Below are 21743 nucleotides of genomic sequence, written 5' to 3' on the forward strand. Positions count from 1 at the left end.
GAGTGATTACCTTTGTCTTATTTAGATAAATGGACTCGCTAAGGATGTGCGCCATTTATCAGGAATGCCATTATGAGCCTGATTATTGATGTTATTTCGCGAAAAACATCCGTCAAACAAACGCTGATCAATCCTGGCGACGTTACGGTTGTCATTTATGAGCCCTCTGTGGTGCAGGTTCATGCTCAGGCATCTGCCGTTGCGCGTTATGTTCGTGACGGAAATGACTTGTTGATCTATATGCAGGACGGCACGGTGATCCGCTGCAACGGTTATTTCCTACAAGCGGCAAATACCAGCGAACAATCCGAACTGGTGTTTGCCGATGGTCAACAACTGACCCACGTAACATTTGCCGATACCGCGGCAGGTGGATTAGCGCCCGTGGAGCTGACCGCTCAGACCACCGCAATTGAAAGCATTGCGCCGTACCTTGATATTGTCGGTCAGACGACGGCTTTCCCGTGGGGATGGCTGGCGGGGGCGGCGGTAGGTGGCGGCGCGCTAGGCGCTTTACTGGCAAGCGGTGGCGATGATGACTCAAAAACTGAAGTGGTTAACAACCCACCGCCAGCCGAACCCGGCAACGCCACGCCATCGTTTTTGGTAACCGATAATCAGGGCGATCAACGCGGTATTCTTTCCGCCAACGATACCACCGATGACACTACGCCAACCTTTAGCGGCAGCGGACAGGCGGGGGCGACCATTCAGATTAAAGACAGCAATGGTGACACCATCGCCAGTACTCAGGTTGGTAGCGATGGACGCTGGAGCGTCGATTTGCCCACGCAAAGCGCGGGCGAACATACCTGGTCAGTGGTGCAAATCGTCGGTAGCACCATTACCAACGCCGGGTCGATAACGTTAACCATCGACAATAGTCAGGCCGCCGTACAGCTCGCCACCACCGCAGGCGATAACATCATTAATGCCAGCGAACAGGCCGCCGGATTTACGCTTTCTGGCACGAGTAGCCATCTGGCACAGGGAACAGAACTCACCGTCACGCTAAACGGCAAAACCTACACTACCACCGTTGGGGCTAACGGTGGATGGAGCGTGCAGGTGCCGACTGCCGATGCGCAAGCGTTAGGCGAAGGGAATCAGGCAGTGCTGGTCAGTGGGAAAGATGCCACGGGCAATACGGTCACTGGCGCGCAACTGTTAACGGTCGATACCCAACCGCCGACACTTGCTATCAACACCATCGCCCAGGACAACATTGTCAGCGCCGCCGAGCATAACGCCGCGCTGGTACTGAGCGGCACATCGAATGCGGAAGCGGGGCAAACCGTAACCCTGAACCTGAACGGCGTCACCCACACAGCAACCGTCGGTAGTGACGGAACCTGGCAAGTGACGCTGCCTGCCGCAGAAGTGCAGGCTCTGGCAGATGGCAACTACACCGTAAACGCCAGCGTCAGCGACCGGGCAGGAAATACCACCAGTAACAATGCGAATTTCGCGGTAGACACCAGTGCGCCTGTGGTTAGCGTTAACACCATCGCTGGCGACGATATTCTTAACACCGCTGAACAGATTGTGGCGCAGATTATTTCCGGTCAGGTCAGTGGGGCTTCTCCGGGGGATATCGTCACCGTGAAGTTAGGAGCCACAGTTCTGACAGGCGTGGTACAGGCAGACGGCAGCTGGAACGTAGCGCTTGATCCGGCGGTAACCCGTACTCTGGCGCGTGGCCCTAACGACATCATCGTCACGGTTACTGATGCCGCTGGAAATACCGGTACAGCGACCCATAACATCACGCTGGCAGGCGTCGCGCCGCAGGTGGCAATAGATACTATCAGCGGTGATAACGTACTGAATGCGCTGGAATCTCAGCAGCCGCTCACGTTAAGTGGCACCAGCAATTTACCTGACGGCGGCACGGTTAACGTGACGCTGAATAATGTCACGTATAGCGCTCAGGTCAGCGGCGGCGTCTGGTCGCTGAATGTTCCGGTGAGCGATGTCCTGAATCTGGCAAACACCAATTACACCGTTACCGCCAGCGCCACCGATGTGACCGGCAACACCGGCACCGCGCAGAGCAATTTGCTGGTCGATACGGTGCTGCCGCAGGTGATCATCAACACCTTTGCGGGCGACAACATTGTTAACAACGCCGAAGCAGCGGCAGATCAAACCCTCAGTGGGCGCGTCGTGGGTGCGGTGCAGGGCGATACCGTCACTATTGAACTGGGCGGTCATACCTACATGGCGACGGTGGGCAGCAACCTTACCTGGAGCGTGAACGTACCGACGGCGGATTTACAGGCGCTGGGCGATGGGGCGTTAACGATAAATGCCTCTGTGACGAACGGGCATGGCAACACTGGTAATGGTGAACGTGATATCACCATCAGCGCCACGCTGCCGGGACTGCGTATCAATACTGTCTCCGGCGATGACGTTATTAACGCTCTCGAACAGCAGCAGGATTTGGTCATTTCTGGCAGCAGTAGCCATTTACCTGCGGGCACTACCGTGACGGTAACACTCGGCAACGAAAGCTATCAGGGCGTGACCGACAGCAACGGCAACTGGCAGGTGGGTGTTCCAGCTGCGGACTTGCAGGCGCTCGCTGCGGGCACGGTTATTGTTACCGCCAGTGCGGAAGATCCGGCAGGTAACCCGGTTTCTATCAACCATAATGTGCTGGTTGATGCGGGTAGCGTGGCGATTGTTATCAATACCGTCTCCGGCGATGACATTATTAATGCCGCAGAAAAAGGCGCGCCGCTGACGCTGACCGGCACTACTCAAGGAGTAGAGGCCGGGCAAACGGTAGTCGTGAAATTCGCCGGGCAAACCCTGACGACCACCGTTCAGAATGACGGTTCCTGGAGCCTGACCGTTCCCGCCAGTGCGGTAAGCAGCCTGCCCGATGGCGCAGCAGAAATCACCGCGACGGTCACGAATATCAGCGGTAACACAGGCGACACCTCCCATACCATTACCGTCGACAGCCAGGCCCCGGCGTTGAGCATCGATCCGCTGACCGCCGATAACATCATCAACGCCGCCGAAAGCGGGCAGAATTTGCAAATCACTGGCACCACCGACGCCCAGCCGGGGCAGACGGTGACCGTTACGCTGAATGGGCAGACGTATCAGGGCGTTGTGCAGCCAGACGGCACCTGGAGCGTGACCGTTCCCGCCGCGAATGTTGACGCACTGGCTGACGGCAACGCCACCGTCACCGCCAGCGTGAACGATATCGCCGGTAACCCGATCAGCGTCTCACGTGTGGCGCTGGTGGACGCCACGCCGCCCGTGGTGACCATTAATCCGGTGGCGACCGATAACGTCATCAACACGCCGGAACACACCCAGGCACAAATCATCAGCGGCACGGTCACTGGCGCGCAGGCGGGCGATATCGTCACTGTGACGCTGAATAATGTGAATTACACCACCGTGGTGGATGCTTCCGGCAACTGGAGTCTGGGCGTTCCGGCCTCGGTGGTCAGTGGGCTGGTGGACGGCAGTTATCCTGTCAGCGTCTCAGTAACCGACAAAGCCGGAAACACGGGCAGCCAGTCGCTGACCGTCACGGTCGATACCGCCGCGCCAGTAATTGGTATTAACACCATTGCTGGCGATGATGTGATTAACGCCAGCGAAAAAGGGGCCGATGTCCAGATTACCGGTACCAGCGATCAGCCAGCCAATACCGCCATCACCGTGACGCTGAACGGGCAAAACTATACGGCGACGACCGACGCCTCCGGCAACTGGAGCGTCACGGTTCCGGCATCGGCGGTAACCGCGCTGGGCCAGGCCAACTACACGGTAACGGCGGCGGTGACAAGCAGTATCGGCAACAGCGCCACCGCCAGCCATAACGTGCTGGTCGACAGCGCGTTGCCCGGTGTGACAATTAACCCGGTGGCAACCGACGATATTATTAACGCCGCCGAAGCGGGCGTAGCGCAAACCATCAGCGGGCAGGTTACTGGAGCCGCCGTTGGCGACACGGTAACGATTACGCTGGGCGGTAATACTTACACCACCACCGTGCAGGCCAATTTAAGCTGGAGCGTGAGCGTTCCGGCGGCAGATATTCAGGCGCTGGGTAATGGCGATTTAACGGTGAGCGCCTCGGTCACCAATCAAAACGGCAATACCGGTAGCGGCACGCGGGATATCACCATCGACGCCAATCTGCCCGGTCTGCGGGTCGATACGGTGGCGGGCGATGATGTGGTCAATATCATCGAACACGGGCAGGCGCTGGTTGTCACCGGCAGCAGCTCGGGGCTGGCAGAAGGCACGCCGCTTACCGTCACAATTAATAATGTGGACTACACCACTGCGGTGCAGGCCGATGGCAGCTGGAGTGTGGGCGTTACGGCGGCGCAGGTTAGCGCCTGGCCTGCGGGGACGGTTAATATTGCCGTGTCCGGGGAAAGTAGCGCCGGAAATCCGATAAGCATTACGCATCCGGTAACGGTGGATCTCACTCCGGCGGCGATCACCATCAACACTATCGCCACGGACGATGTGATTAACGCCGCAGAAAAAGGCGCTGATTTAACGCTTTCCGGCACCACCACGAATGTAGAAGCCGGGCAAACGGTCACCGTGACCTTTGGCGGTAAAAACTACACCGCTACCGTGGCGAGCGATGGTAGCTGGACCGCCACCGTTCCCGCCGCCGATCTGGCGTCATTAACCGATGGCAGCGCCTCCGCGCAGGCCAGCGTCAGCAATATCAACGGCAATAGCGCCTCGGCGGTGCATAGCTACAGCGTCGACAGCAGCGCGCCAACCATCATTATCAATACCGTCGCCAGCGACAATATCGTCAACGCCAGCGAAGCTGATGCGGGCGTGACGGTGAGCGGCAGCACCACCGCTGAAGCGGGGCAGATTGTTACGATAACGCTCAATAGCCCGACCGTGCAGACGTATCAGGCAACGGTACAGGCCGACGGCAGCTGGAGTATTAATATTCCGGCGGCAGATCTTGAGGCATTGACCGATGGCAGCCACACCCTGACCGCGACGGTCAATGACAAAGCGGGCAACCCGGCGAGCACCACGCATAATCTGGCGGTGGATCTCACCGTTCCGGTACTCACCATCAACACCATTGCGGGCGATGACATTATTAACGCCGCCGAACACGGGCAGGCGCTGGTGATTTCTGGTTCCAGCACAGGCGGAGAGGCGGGAGATGTCGTCAGCGTCACGCTAAACAATAAAACCTACACCACGACGCTGGATGCTTCCGGCAACTGGAGCGTCGGCGTTCCGGCGGCGGATGTCACGGCGCTGGGCAGCGGCCCGCAAACTGTTACCGCCACGGTGACTGATGCGGCGGGTAATAGCGATAACGAGACGCACACGGTTACCGTTAACCTTACCGCGCCGACCATTGGCATCAACACCATCGCCACCGATGACGTGATTAACGCCACCGAAAAAGGCGCGGACCTGCAAATTTCCGGCACCAGCAATCAGCCAGCAGGCACCACAATTACGCTGACGCTTAACGGACAAAATTACTCCGCCACGACGGACGCCGCAGGCAACTGGAGCACCACGGTGCCAGCCTCCGCCGTCGGTGCGCTGGGCGAAGCCAGCTACACGGTGACGGCGAACGTCACCGACAGCGCAGGCAACAGCAATTCCGCCAGCCATAACGTGCAGGTGAATACCGCGCTGCCGGGCGTCACCATTAATCCGGTAGCGAGTGACGATATTATTAACGCCGCCGAATCGGGCGTGGCGCAGACCATCAGCGGGCAGGTGACGGGCGCGGCGGTGGGCGATATCGTCACCGTAACGCTTGGCGGGAAAACCTACACCGCTACCGTGCAGGGCAATTTAAGCTGGAGCGTGGACGTTCCGGCAGCGGATATTCAGGCCATCGGTAATGGCGACCTCACGGTTAACGCCTCGGTGACCAACGGCGTTGGCAATACCGGCAGCGGTTCGCGCGATATAACTATCGATGCCAACCTGCCAGGTCTGCGCGTTGATACCGTGGCGGGCGATGATGTGGTCAATAGCATCGAGCATGGTCAGGCGCTGGTGATTTCTGGTAGCAGCAGCGGGCTGGCGGCGGGCGCGGCACTGACGGTGGTGATTAACACGGTCACTTACGCTGCGACGGTATTAGCCGATGGCACGTGGAGCGTTGGTGTTCCGGCGGCAGATGTGGGCAACTGGCCTGCGGGGACGGTGAATATCATGGTTTCAGGCGCCAGTAGCGCCGGAAACCCGGTCACTATCACCCATCCGGTCACCGTCGATCTGGCGGCGGTGGCTATTTCCATTAACGCCGTTTCCGGCGACGATGTGATTAACGCCGCCGAAAAAGGGGCAGATTTAACCCTTTCCGGCAGCACTTCCGGCGTTGAAGCGGGGCAAACCGTCACCGTCACCTTTGGCGGTAAAACCTACACCGCCACCGTAGCGGGCGATGGTAGCTGGACAACCACCGTGCCTGCCGCCGATCTCAGCGCATTACGCGACGGTGACGCCACGGTACAGGCCAGCGTCAGCAATATTAACGGCAACACGGCTTCGGCGACGCACGATTATAGCGTCGATGCCACAGCCCCGACGCTTGCCATTAACACCATCGCCACCGACGATATTCTTAACGCCGCCGAGGCGGGCAATCCGTTAACCATCAGCGGCAGCAGTAGCGCCGAAGCGGGGCAGACGGTAACAGTCACGCTTAATGGCGTGACTTACAGCGGCACCGTCCAGGCGGACGGCAGCTGGAGCGTCAGCGTGCCGACGGCAGATCTCGGCAATCTGACCGCCAGCCCGTACACGGTCAGCGCCTCGGTAAACGACAAAGCGGGTAACCCGGCGACCGCGACTCACGGGCTGGCGGTGGATCTCAGTGTTCCGGTGCTGACAATCAACACCGTCTCCGGCGATGACATTATTAACGCTACCGAACACGGACAGGCGCTGGTGATCTCCGGCTCCAGCACTGGCGGCGAAGCGGGCGATGTCATCACCGTCACGCTAAACAGTAAAACCTACACCACCACGCTGGACGCTTCCGGCAACTGGAGCGTCGGCGTTCCGGCGGCAGATGTCACCGCGCTAGGCAGCGGCCCGCAAACCATTACTGCCACCATTACGGATATCGCGGGTAATAGCGATGACGCCAGCCGCACAGTTACCGTAAATCTCACCTTACCAACTATTGGCATCAACACCATTGCTACGGATGACGTGATTAACGCCACGGAAAAAGGCGTGGATCTGCAAATTACGGGCACCAGTAATCAGCCCGCAGGCACCACCATTACGGTGACGCTGAACGGGCAAAATTATACCGCCACCACAGATGCTTCCGGCAACTGGAGTGCCACGGTGCCAGCCTCGGCGGTCAGTGCATTGGGTGAGGCCAACTACACGGTAACCGCAAACGTCACTGATACGGCAGGTAACAGCAATTCCGCCAGCCATAATGTGCAGGTCAACAGCGCCTTGCCTGCTGTCACCATTAACGCGGTGGCGACTGACGATATTATTAACGCTGCCGAATCGGGCAATGCGCAAACCATCAGCGGCCAGGTCACGGGTGCCGCGGCGGGGGATACGGTCACCGTTACGCTGGGTGGCAACACCTACACCACCACGGTGCAGGCTAATTTAAGCTGGAGTGTGGACGTTCCGGCAGCGGATATTCAGGCGCTGGGTAACGGTTCTCTGACGGTTAACGCCTCGGTCACCAATGGCGTGGGCAACACGGGCAGCGGCTCGCGGGACATCACAATCGACGCCAATCTGCCTGGCCTGCGTGTCGATACCGTAGCGGGTGATGATGTTATTAACAGCATTGAGCACAATCAGGCGCTGGTGATCACCGGGAGCAGCAGCGGATTAACGGCGGGAACGGCGTTAACCGTCGTTATCAACAATGTGACTTATGGCGCGACGGTGCTAGCCGACGGCACATGGAACCTCGGCGTTCCGGCGGCAGACGTCAGCAACTGGCCTGCGGGTACGGTCGATATTACGGTAAGCGGCACTAACAGCGCCGGAACAACCTCCACCATTACCCATTCGGTTACCGTCGATCTGGCGGCGGTCGCCATCACCATTAACACACTCTCTGGCGATGATGTGATCAACGCCGTCGAAAAAGGCGAAACGCTAGTAGTGAGCGGCAGTACCAGCGGTGTGGAAGCTGGGCAGACGGTGACCGTCACCTTTGGCGGCAAAAATTACACTACCACCGTGGAAGCCAACGGTAGCTGGACGGTGAATGTACCGCCTGCCGATCTCGCTGCGCTGCCGGACGGCGCGGGCAACGTGCAGGCAAGCGTCAGCAACATTAACGGCAATAACGCCCTGGCGGATCGCGCGTACAGCGTCGATGCCACCGCGCCGCTTGTGACCATCAACACCATCGCCAGCGACGATATTCTTAATGTGAGCGAAGCGGGCGCGGGGATCACCATCAGCGGCACCACCACGGCGCAGGCCGGGCAGACGCTGACCGTTACGCTCAATAACAACACGTACCAGACCACCGTCCAGGCGGATGGCACCTGGAGCGTGAATGTTCCGGCAACGGATTTAAGCGGATTAACCGCCAGTAGCTATACCGTGACCGCCACGGTAAGCGACAAAGCAGGTAACCCGGCAAGCGCCGACCACGCGCTGGCGGTGGACGTTACCGCGCCGGATCTCACCATTAATACCGTCGCGAGCGATGACATTATCAACGCCATCGAACACGGTCAGGCGCTGGTCGTCAGCGGAACAAGCACGGGCGCGGAACCCGGCGATGTGGTGACCGTCACGCTGAACGGTAAAAACTACACCACCACGCTGGATGCCTCCGGTAACTGGAGCGTGGGCATTCCGGCGGCGGATGTCACGGCGCTGGCAACCGGCAGCCAGACCATCACCGCCAGCCTGAGCGATCGCGCGGGCAACAGCGACAGCACGACTCATGATGTGACCGTTGATCTCAGCGGCCCGACGCTGACCATCAACACCGTCTCCGGCGATGACATTATTAATAATGCGGAGAAAACTCAGGATCTGACCATCAGCGGTGGCTCCAGCGGCCTGGCGACAGGCACTACGGTCACCGTGATGTTAAACGGCCTGGCGTACAGTGCCACCACAGACGGTTCCGGCAACTGGAGCGTTACCGTGCCTGCTTCGGCGGTCGGCGCGCTGGGCGAGGCGGTGTACCAGATTAGCGCCAGCGCCACCGACAGCGCGGGCAACAGCGGCAGCACCACCCATACGGTGAATGTCGAATCGCTCCTGCCTGGGGTAATCATTAATACCGTGGCAGGCGATGACATTATCAACGCCGCTGAAATCGCTGTGGCGCAGACCATCAGCGGTCAGGTGACGGGAACGGCGGCTGCGGGGAACACGGTGACGGTCATCATTGGCGGCAATCAATATACCGCCACCGTGCAGCCAGATTTAAGCTGGAGCGTCAGCGTGCCTGCGAACGTTTTGCAAGCGCTGGGCAACGGTGAACTGACCATCACCGCCTCGGTCACCAACACCACAGGCAATACCGGCACCGCCACACACGACATCGTGATAGACGCCAACCTGCCAGGTCTGCGCGTCGATACCGTAGCAGGCGATGATGTGGTCAATATTATCGAGCACGGTCAGGCGCTGGTGGTAACCGGCAGCAGTACCGGACTGGCGGTGGGAACGCCACTGACAGTGGAAATCAACAACGTCACCTACGGCGCAACGGTACTCGCCGATGGCAGCTGGAGCGTCGGCGTTCCGGCGGGAGATGTCGCAAACTGGCCTGCGGGGACGGTTAATATTGCCGTCTCTGGCACTAATACTGCTGGAACCACAACCAGCATCAGCCATCCAGTTACGGTCGATCTCGCTGCCGTCGCTATCACCATCAATACCCTTTCCGGCGACGATGTCATTAACGCCACCGAGAAAGGCTCTGATTTGCAGCTCTCCGGCACCACCTCCGGCGTGGAAGCGGGGCAGACCATCACCGTTATTTTCGGCGGCAAAAGCTACACCACCACGGTTGCCGCGGATAATACCTGGGGGCTGACGATCCCAGCCGCCGATCTCGCAACCTTGCCGGACGGCGCAGCAAACGTACAAGCCAGCGTCAGCAACGTAGCTGGCAACATCGCCCAGGCAACACATGCTTACAGCGTTGATGCCACCTCGCCATCCGTTACTATCAACACCATCGCCTCGGACGATATTCTTAATGCCGCTGAAGCCGGAACGGCGCTGACCATCAGCGGCGCCAGTACGGCAGAAGCCGGGCAGACGGTGACCGTGACGCTAAACGGCGTCAGTTACAGCGGGAACGTACAGGCTGACGGTAGCTGGAGCGTCAGCGTACCAACTGGCGATTTAGCCAACCTCACCGCCAGCCCCTATACGGTGAGCGCGGCGGTCAGTGACAAAGCCGGAAATCCGGCCTCGGCAACGCATAATCTGACGGTAGATCTCGTTGCCCCAGTCGTCACCATCAACACGGTAGCGGGCGATGACATCATCAACGCCACGGAACATGCTCAGGCGCAGATTATCAGCGGCTCGGCAACGGGCGCGACGACGGGTAACACGGTTTCCGTGACGATTGGCACGACCACCTACACCACCGTGCTGGACGCCAACGGCAACTGGAGCATCGGCGTGCCTGCCAGCGTGATTTCCGCGCTGGCGCAGGGCGATGTGACCATTACCGCCACGGTCACCGACTCCGCAGGTAACAGCGGCACGGCCTCGCACACCGTCACCGTGGCGCTCGGCGCTCCGGTACTCGGCATTAACACCATCGCCGTCGACGACATCATCAACGCCACGGAGAAAGGCGCGGATCTGGCGATTTCCGGCACCAGCAACCAGCCTGCGGGTACGCAGGTAACCGTGACGCTCAACGGGCAAAATTACACCACCACAGCCGATGCTTCCGGTAACTGGAGCGTGACCGTTCCGGCGTCGGCGGTTGGTACGCTCGGTGAAGCCACTTACACCGTAACCGCCGCCGCAACCGATGTTGATGGCAACAGCGGTTCTGCCAGCCATAATGTGCAGGTCAATACCGCGCTGCCGGGCGTCACCATTAACGTTGTGGCGAGCGACGATATTATTAACGCTGCCGAAGCGGGCGCGGGCCAGACCATCAGCGGGCAGGTAACGGGCGCGGCGGCAGGCGACACGGTAACCGTCACGCTCGGCGGGGCGACTTACACCGCCACGGTGCAGGCGAATTTAAGCTGGAGCGTCAATGTTCCGGCAGCCGCTTTACAGGCGCTGGGCAACGGCGAACTGACCATTTCGGCTTCGGTGACGAACAGCGTAGGCAATACCGGAAATGGCACGCGTGAAATCACCATAGACGCGAATCTCCCTGGTCTGCGGGTCGATACCGTGGCGGGCGATGACGTGGTCAATATCATCGAGCACGGGCAGGCGCTGGTGATTACCGGCAGTAGTTCCGGTCTGGCGGCGGGCAGCAACGTCACGCTGACCATCAACGGGCAAACCTATGTTGCGGCGGTGCTGGCGGATGGCACCTGGAGCGTCGGCGTTCCGGCGGTGGATGTCAGCGCTTGGCCTGCGGGGACGGTCACAATTACGGCGAGCGGCAACACCACCGCCGGAAACCCGGTCAGCGTTACGCATCCGGTGACGGTTGATCTCTCGGCGGTGGCGGTCAGCATCAACGCCATTACCGCCGATGATGTGATTAACGCCGCCGAAAAAGGCGCGGCGTTAATGCTCTCCGGTAGCACTTCTGGTGTCGAAGTCGGACAAACGGTCACCGTGACCTTTGGCGGCAAAACATATAGCGCAAGCGTCGCGGCGAATGGTTCCTGGAGTACCACGGTTCCGGCGGCGGATATGGCAGCCCTGCGTGATGGTGATGCCAGCGCACAGGCCAGCGTCAGCAATGTTAACGGCAACAGCGCCACCACGACCCACGCTTACAGCGTCGATGCCAGCGCGCCAACGGTGACCATCAACACTATCGCGGGCGACGATATTCTTAACGCTACCGAAGCGGGTACGGCGCTGACCATCAACGGCAGCAGCACGGCGGAAGCGGGGCAGACGGTGACCGTCACGCTCAATGGCGCAAACTATACCGGCACTGTACAGACGGACGGCAGCTGGAGCGTCAGCGTGCCGCCAGCCGACTTAAGCGCGCTGACCGCCAGCAACTACACCGTTAGCGCGGCGGTGAGCGACAAAGCCGGAAACCCGGCCTCGGTTAATCACAACCTGACGGTGGATACTTCCGTTCCGGTCGTCACCATCAACACGGTGGCGGGCGATGATGTGATCAACGCGACGGAACACGCCCAGGCGCAGATTATCAGCGGCTCCGCCACAGGTGCGGCAACCGGCAGCACCGTGACGGTGACTATCGGCACCAATACCTTCACCACCGTGCTGGACGCCAGCGGTAACTGGAGCGTCGGCGTTCCGGCAAGCGTCGTCTCGGCACTGGCGAACGGCACGGTCACCATTAACGCCAGCGTCACCGATGCCGCCGGAAACAGCGGCAGCGCCACGCATCAGGTGACGGTCAATACTGGCCTGCCGTCAATTACCTTTAACGCCATCAGCGGCGATAACGTCCTGAACGCCGATGAAAAAGGCCAGCCGTTGACCATTAGCGGTAGCAGTACGGGGCTGGCGACAGGCGCACAGGTTACCGTCACGCTCAACGGTCACAACTACAGCGCCACCACCGACGCGGCGGGCAACTGGACCTTAACCGTGCCTGTCAGCGATCTGGCGGCTTTAGGTCAGGCCAACTATATCGTCAGCGCCAGTGCCACCAGTGCGGCGGGTAACACCGCCAGCAACCAGGCGAATTTGCTGGTCGACAGCGGCCTGCCGGGCGTCACCATCAATACTGTGGCGGGTGACGATATTATCAACGCCGCCGAAGCCGGGGCCGATCAAACCATCAGCGGGGTGGTCACTCGTGCCGCCGCGGGCGATACGGTTACCGTCACGCTGGGCGGCAACACTTACACCACCACGGTACAGGGCAACTTAAGCTGGAGCGTCAGCGTTCCGGCAGCCGATCTCCAGGCGCTGGGCAATGGCGATTTGACCATTAACGCCTCGGTGACCAACGCGAATGGCAATACGGGCAGCGGTACGCGGGATATCACCATTGATGCCAACCTGCCAGGTCTGCGGGTGGATACGGTGGCAGGCGATGATATCGTCAACAGTATCGAACACGGGCAGGCGCTGGTAATCACTGGCGGCAGTAGCGGCCTGAATGCAGGTGCAGCGCTGACGGTCACCATCAACGGTGTGGCCTATGCCGCCACGGTACAGGCGGATGGGAGCTGGAGTGTCGGCATTCCGGCGGCAAACGTCAGCGCCTGGCCTGCGGGGCCGTTAACCGTTGACGTGGCAGGACAGAGCAGCGCCGGAAATCCGGTCAGCGTCAGCCATCCGTTCACCGTCGATTTAACGGCGGTGGCAATCAGCATCAACACCGTTGCCAGCGACGACGTGATTAACGCCGCCGAAAAAGGCACCGACCTGACCCTTTCTGGCAGCACCAGCGGGATTGAAAGCGGGCAAACCGTTACCGTCACCTTTGGCGGCAAAACCTACACCGCAAGCGTCGCCGCCAACGGAAGCTGGAGCGTAACGGTTCCGGCGGCAGATCTGGCAACTCTGCCAGACGGCGCGGCGAACGTGCAGGCCAGCGTCAGCAGCGCGAGCGGTAACAGTGCCTCGGCGACCCATGCGTATAGCGTTGATGCCAGCGCACCGACGCTCACCATAAACACCATCGCCAGCGACGATATCCTTAACGCCACAGAGGCGGGAAATCCGCTTACCCTCAGCGGCACCAGCACCGCCGAAACCGGGCAGACGGTCACCGTCACCCTTAATGGCGCAACCTACAGCGGTAATGTGCAGGCGGACGGTAGCTGGAGCGTCAGCGTTCCCACCTCAGCCTTAGGTGCGCTGACCGCAAGCAATTACACCGTCAGCGCCACGGTCAACGACAAAGCGGGCAACCCCGGCAGCGCCAGCCATAATCTGGCGGTAGACACCACCGCGCCGGTTCTTACCATTAACACCGTCGCAGGCGATGACATCATCAACGACGCCGAACACACGCAGGCGCTGGTGATTTCCGGCACCAGCACGGGCGGGGAAGCGGGCGATGTGGTGAGCGTTGTGCTCAACGGCAAAACCTACACCACCACCCTGGATGCCTCCGGTAACTGGAGCGTCGGTGTACCGGCGGCGGATGTTACGGCGCTGGGTAGCGGCGCACAGACGATCACCGCCAGCGTCAGCGATCGGGCGGGTAACAGCGACGACGCCAGCCGCACCGTGACCGTCAGCCTCAGCGCGCCAGTGATTAGCATCAACACCATCGCGGGCGATGATGTGATCAACGCGACGGAAAAAGGATCTGATCTGGCGCTTTCCGGCACCAGCGATCAGCCTGCGGGTACGGCGATCACCGTCACGCTGAACGGACAAAACTACAGCGCCACCACCGACGCCTCCGGCAACTGGAGCGTCACCGTTCCCGCCTCGGCGGTCAGTGCGCTGGGCGAAGCCACCTACAGCGTCACGGCGAGCGTCACCAACGCCCAGGGTAACAGCAGTACCGCCAGCCATAACGTGCAGGTCAATACCGCGCTGCCGGGCGTTACCATTAATCCGGTGGCGACGGACGATATTATCAACGCCGCCGAAGCAGGCAGCGCACAAACCATCAGCGGTCAGGTAACCGGGGCGGCGGCGGGCAGCACCGTCACCGTTGAACTGGGCGGTAAAACTTACACCGCCACCGTCCAGGCTGATTTAAGCTGGAATGTGAGCGTACCAGCCGCTGACTGGCAGGCGCTGGGGAACGGTGAGTTAACCGTTAACGCCTCGGTGACCAACGCCGTTGGCAACACCGGCAGCGGCACGCGCGATATCACCATCGATGCCAGTCTGCCTGGCCTGCGGGTGGATACCGTCGCGGGCGACGATGTGGTCAATATCATCGAACACGCTCAGGCGCAGGTGATTACTGGCAGCAGTTCCGGTTTTGCCGCAGGTACGGCGTTGACGGTGGTGATTAATAACCAAACTTACGCCGCGACGGTGCTGGCGAACGGCAGCTGGAGCGTCGGCGTTCCGGCGGCGGATGTCAGTAACTGGCCTGCGGGAACGCTGAATATTACCGTTAGCGGCGCGAACAGTGCCGGAACGCAAACCAGCATTACCCATCCGCTGACCGTTGATCTCACCGCCGTCGCCGTCAGCATAAACAGCATCACCAGCGATGATGTGATTAACGCCGCCGAAAAAGGCGCGGCGCTAACGCTCTCCGGCAGCACGTCCGGCGTCGAAGCGGGGCAAACAGTTTCCATTACCTTTGGTGGCAAAACCTACACCACCACGGTGGCGGCTAACGGTAGCTGGAGCACCACCGTTCCGGCGGCGGATATGGCGGCCCTGCGTGACGGCGATGCCAGCGCCCAGGTGCGGGTGACTAACGTCAACGGCAACAGCGCCACGGCAACGCACGAATACAGCGTCGATAGCGCCGCGCCAACGGTGACCATCAACACTATTGCCAGCGATAACATCGTCAACGCCAGCGAAGCGGCGGCGGGCGTAACGGTTTCCGGCACCAGCACGGCGGAAACGGGGCAGACGCTCACCGTCACGCTTAACGGCACTAACTACCAGACTACGGTGCAGGCGGACGGTAGCTGGAGCTTAACGCTGCCCGCCAGCGACTTAACCGCGCTTGCCAATAATGGCTACACGCTCACCGCCACGGTCAGCGATTTGGCGGGTAACCCTGGCAGCGCCAGCAAAGGCGTGACCGTCGATACCACCGCGCCAGTGATCAGTTTTAACACCGTGGCGGGCGATGATGTGATTAACAACGTCGAACATAACCAGGCACAGATTATCAGCGGCACCGCCACGGGCGCGGTAGCGGGCGACCGCCTGGTGGTGACTATCGCCGGGCAGCAGTACGTTACCAGCACCGATGCCAGCGGCAACTGGAGCGTCGGCGTGCCTGCCAGCGTGATTTCCGGCCTTGCGGACGGCACGGTGACCATCAGCGCCACCATCACCGATAGCGCAGGCAACAGCAGCACACAGACCCACAACGTGCAGGTGAACACGGCGGCGGTATCGCTCTCAGTCAGCACCATCAGCGGCGATAACCTTATTAACGCCGCCGAAGCAGACAGTGCGCTGACCCTGAGCGGCACCGGAACGAACTTTGCCGCAGGTACAGTAGTGACCGTGTTGCTTAACGGCAAAGGCTACAGCGCCACCATTCAGAGCAACGGGAGCTGGAGTGTAAACGTGCCTGCGGCGGACGTCGCGGCACTGGCGGATGGCACCAGCTACACGGTTAGCGCCTCCGCGCAGGACAGCGCCGGAAACAGCGCTACGGCTTCGCGCAGTGTGGCGGTGGATCTCACTGCGCCGATTATCAGCATTAACACCGTTTCGACGGACGACAGACTCAACGCCGCCGAACAACAGCAGCCGTTAACCCTTAACGGCTCGACCAGCGCAGAAGTGGGGCAGACGGTCACCGTCACCTTTGGCGGCAAAACCTACACCACCACGGTTGCCGCCAATGGCACCTGGGCGCTTAACGTGCCTGCGGCGGATCTGGCATCGCTCGGGCAGGGCGCGCAGACCATCACCGCCAGCGTGAACGATCGCGCCGGTAACCCCGGTCAAACCACGCACGCCCTGACCGTCGATACCGTTGCGCCAACGGTCACCATCGCCACCGTGGCGGGTGACGATATTATCAACAACGCCGAACAGCTTGCCGGGCAGACCATCAGCGGCACCACCACCGCCGAAGTGGGCCAGACGGTGACGGTCACCTTTAACGGTCAGAGCTGGACTGCAACGGTTGGCAGCGGCGGAAGCTGGTCGGTGTTTATTCCGGCGCAGCAGTTTGCCGGATTAAGCGACGGCAGCTACACCATCAGCGCGACGGTCAGCGATCAGGCCGGAAACCCCGGTAGCGCCAGCCGTGGCGTGACGTTGAACGGCGACGTGCCCACCGTCACCATCAACACCTTTGCGGGCGACGATGTGGTGAACGCGGCAGAACACGGCTCGTCGCTGGTGATCAGCGGCACCACCACCGCGCCAGTTGGTCAGACGCTGACTCTGACCTTAAACGGCAAAACCTATACCACCACGGTGCAGACGGGCGGTAGCTGGAGCTACACCCTCGGTAGCGCCGATGTCACTGCGCTGGCGGACGGCAACGCCTACGTGATTAACGCCTCGGTGAGCAACGCCATTGGCAATTCCGGCAGCAGCAATCACACCATTACTGTCGATCTCAGCGCCCCGGCGATGGGCATTAATATCGATTCCCTGCAAGCCGACACTGGCCTTAGCGCCAGCGACTTTATCACCAGCGTCAGCCCGGTGGTGGTCAACGGCTCGCTCACCGCCGCGCTTGCCAGTAACGAGACGGCGCAAATCAGTATCGACGGCGGCGTAACCTGGACCACGCTTACCGTTACCGGCACGACCTGGCGCTATAACGACAGCCGCACGCTGACCGATGGCAACTATCTCTATCAGGTGCGGGTGATTGACGCAGCGGGCAACGTTGGCGCGACCGACAGCCAGAATGTGGTGATCGACACCATCGCGCCAGATCCAGCAGTAAAAACCATCGCCATCAGCGCGATCACCACTGATACTGGATTGATTACTAACGATTTTGTCACCAGCGACACGACGCTTGCGGTGAGCGGCACGCTGGGTGCGGCGCTTTCTGCCGGTGAGTTCGCGCAAATCAGCATTGATGGCGGCACCACCTGGCAGAATCTTTCGGTAAGCGGTTTGACCTGGACGTACCTTGACGGACGCACGCTGGCCGACGGTAACTACAACTATCAGGTGCGGGTGATCGACACCGCCGGAAATATCGGTGCGACCGCCAGCCAGATTGTCACCGTTGACACCACCGCGCCGCTGGCGAGCAAAACCATCGCCATTGCGGGCATCAGCGATGACACAGGGTTAAGCAGCAGCGATTTTGTTACTCGCGACACCACGCTGACCGTGCGCGGTACGCTCGGTGCGGCGCTGGCCGCTGATGAACGAGCGCAAATCAGCCTCGACGGCGGGATTACCTGGACCACGTTAACCGTTATCGGCACCAGCTGGAGCTATGCCGATGGTCGCACACTGACCGACGGCACCTGGAACTACACGGTGCGGGTGGTGGATCTGGCGGGGAACGTCGGGCAGACCGCGACGCAAAACGTGGTGGTCGATACCACCAGTCCGGAAGCGGCGAAAAGCATCACCATTACCGGTATCAGTGACGACACCGGAGCCAGCAGCAGCGATTTTATTACCAGCGACACCTCGCTGACCGTGCGCGGCGTACTGGGCGCGGCGCTAGGGGCTAATGAGTTCGCGCAAATCAGCACCGACAACGGCGCTACATGGGTGAATGTGACGCTGGCGGCAGACGGCCTGAACTGGACATACGCTGATGGGCGCACGTTGACTAACGGCACGACAACCTGGCAGGTGCGGGTGGTCGATCTGGCGGGTAACGTCGGCGCAACCGGCAGCCAGACGGCGCAGATCGACACCGTTAACCCGGCGCAGGTGCTCACCATTGCCAGCATCAGCACCGACACGGGGAGTTCGTCCACCGACTTTATCACCAGCGATACCACGCTCACGCTGACCGGTTCGCTGGGGGCGGGGCTTGCCAGCGGCGAAGTGGCGCAGATTAGCCTTGATGGCGGTGCGACCTGGACCACCCTCACCACCAACGGTACGCAGTGGACTTACACTGACAGCCGCACGCTGACCGATGGCAGCTACGTTTATCAGGTTCGGGTGCTGGATCTGGCGGGGAACACCGGCCCGGTGGTGTCGAAAACGGTGGTGGTCGATACGATTAACCCCACCGCCACGCCAACTATTGTGTCGTATACCGATGATGTCGGGCAGCGTCAGGGGACGTTAAGCAGTTCGCAGGCCACCGACGACACTACGCCACTGCTGAACGGCGTGCTCTCCGGTCCGCTGGCCAGCGGCGAAGTGGTTTACCTCTACCGTAACGGTCTGCTGTTAGGCGCGGTGACGATGGTCGGCGCGTTGAACTGGACCTACAGCGACAGCGGGCTGGTCAGCGGCGCGTACACCTACAGCGCGCGGGTAGTGGATCTGGCAGGAAATATCACCTCCTCCAGCGATTTTATCCTGACGGTCGATACCTCTATTCCGACCACGTTGGCGCAAATCACCAGCCAGACCACGCGCGATACCACGCCGATTATCAGCGGGGTGATCACTGCCGCGCTCGCCAGCGGGCAGTATGTCGAAGTGGTCATCAATGGCAAAACCTACACCTCGCAGCCGGGCGGTGCGGTGGTAGTCGATCCGGCGCACAACACCTGGTATGTGCAACTGCCGGATACCGATGTGCTGGCGGCGTCCGCGACCGCCTATAACGTGACCGCGCAGGTAAAAAGCTCGGCGGGCAACGGCAACACCGCTAACGTCAGCAATGGCACGGTGACGGTTAACGCGGCGATTGATTACACGCCCGCCTGGACAACTGCCAATAAAACGACCGCCTGGGGGCTGACCTACGGCCTCGACAACCACGGGATGTGGACGGTGCTGGCTAACCAGCAAATTATGCAATCAACCGATCCGCTCACCTGGTCGAAGACCGCACTGACGCTGGTGCAAAGCGGCAACAACTACGCCACCAGTTCCATTGCCGATTACGATCGTAACGGTACGGGCGATCTGTTTATCACCCGTGATGACTACGGCACGGGCTATATCAACGGCTTTACCAATAACGGCGACGGCACCTTTTCCAGCGCCATTCAGGTGAACGTCGGCACGCTGACGTGGTATGGCTCGATTGTGGCGTTTGATAAAGAGGGCGACGGCTATCTCGATTTCTGGATTGGCGACGCAGGCGGGCCGGACTCCAACACCTTCTTGTGGAATAACGCAGGCACTCTGGTAGGCAACTCCACCACCGCCAACAACGGAGGAAGCGCCACGGTCGGCGGGGTAGTAAACGGCTATCTTTCCCTTAACGAAGGTTCCGGCGTCGATCTGAATAATGACGGCAGGGTAGACCTGGTTCAGCACACCTTCAACCTGAACAACTATTACACGTTGTCTTCGCTCATCAGCCAGGGTAACGGCACGTTTGTCTGGGGACAAAACACCATCAATACCTTCCTCAGCGTTGCAGGCAGCGGTGGTAACTCGACATCTGTCTCCATGACCTGGGCCGATTTTGATGGCGACGGCGATATGGATCTCTTCCTGCCCGCCAGCCAGGGAAGAGCTAACTACGGTTCCCTGTTATTCAATACCAACGGCGTGTTAGGGAATCCGGTGGCGGTGGGGGCAACGGCGACGACCTACGCCAGCCAGTTTAGCCTGGCGGTAGACTGGAACCACGACGGCCTGATGGATATCGCCCGTATCGCCCAGACCGGACAGTCCTACCTTTACACCAACGTTGGCGGGGCCAGCAACTGGACGCAGTCGGTACTCGGCGGCAGCCAGAGTGGCACCACCAGCGGCGTGGCGGCAATGGACTACGACTGGGACGGCGCGGTGGATGTACTGGTGACCAAACAGTCGGGCAGCGTATTCCTGATTCGCAACACCAACACGGTGAGCTACGGCACCTCGCTGCACCTGCGTATCACCGATCCCAACGGCATTAACGTCTATTACGGCAATACCGTAAAACTTTACAACTCGGCGGGTGTGCTGGTCGCCACGCAAATCATTAACCCGCAGTCGGGGATGGGGGTTAACGACACCTCGGCGCTGGTCAATTTCTACGGGCTGAATGCCGGGGAAACCTACAACGCGGTGCTGATCAAATCCACCGGCACCACCGCCAGCAATATCGACCAGACGGTAAACACCACCTGGGGTGGCTTACAGGCCACCGATGCCACTCACGCTTACGATCTCAGCGCCGAAGCAGGCACCGCAAGCAACAACGGCAAGTTCGTTGGCACCGGCTATAACGATACCTTCTTCGCCACCGCAGGCACCGATACTTACGATGGCTCCGGCGGCTGGGTGTACAGCTCCGGCACCGGAACGTGGCTGGCGAATGGCGGGATGGACGTGGTTGATTTCCGTCTTTCAACGGTGGGCGTGACCGCTAACTTAAGCAGCACTGCCGCACAGGCCACCGGCTTTAACACCTCGACATTTACCAATATCGAAGGCATTTCCGGATCTAATTTTAACGATACCCTGACCGGCAGCACGGGCGATAACCAACTGGAGGGTCGCGGGGGTAACGACACCATCAACATCGGCAACGGGGGCCATGACACCTTGCTCTATAAACTGCTCAACGCCAGCGATGCCACTGGCGGCAATGGCTCGGACGTGGTGAATGGCTTTACGGTAGGCACATGGGAAGGCACCGCCGACACCGATCGCATTGATATCCGCGAGCTGTTACAGGGCAGCGGCTATACCGGTAATGGCAAAGCCAGCTACGTCAACGGCGTGGCGACGCTGGATGCGCAGGCCGGAAACATCGGTGATTTTGTCAAAGTCACCCAGAGCGGCAGCGACACCATCGTGCAGATCGACCGCGACGGCACGGGCGGCACTTTTGCGGCAACTAACGTGGTCACGCTGACGGGCGTGCATACCGACCTCGCCACATTGCTGGCGAATCATCAGTTGATGGTGGTGTAAAT

1 protein-coding gene is annotated in these 21743 nt (G+C 60.3%); it reads left to right on the forward strand.

Going from position 1 to position 21743, the window contains the following annotated elements:
• Positions 1-72 precede the first annotated feature (72 nt).
• Positions 73-21741 (forward strand): Ig-like domain-containing protein, encoded by a 21669-nt coding sequence (locus D9741_RS06660; protein WP_130215515.1) that lies wholly within the window; start codon positions 73-75, stop codon positions 21739-21741.
• Positions 21742-21743: the final 2 nt, after the last annotated feature.

It is taken from the genome of Escherichia sp. E14V7 (assembly GCF_004212225.1).
Taxonomy (GTDB): Bacteria; Pseudomonadota; Gammaproteobacteria; order Enterobacterales; family Enterobacteriaceae; genus Escherichia.

Bases quoted from the DNA above. Each gene is read 5' to 3' on its own strand.
- D9741_RS06660 (WP_130215515.1), top strand. From the start codon at position 73: ATGAGCCTGATTATTGATGTTATTTCGCGAAAAACATCCGTCAAACAA.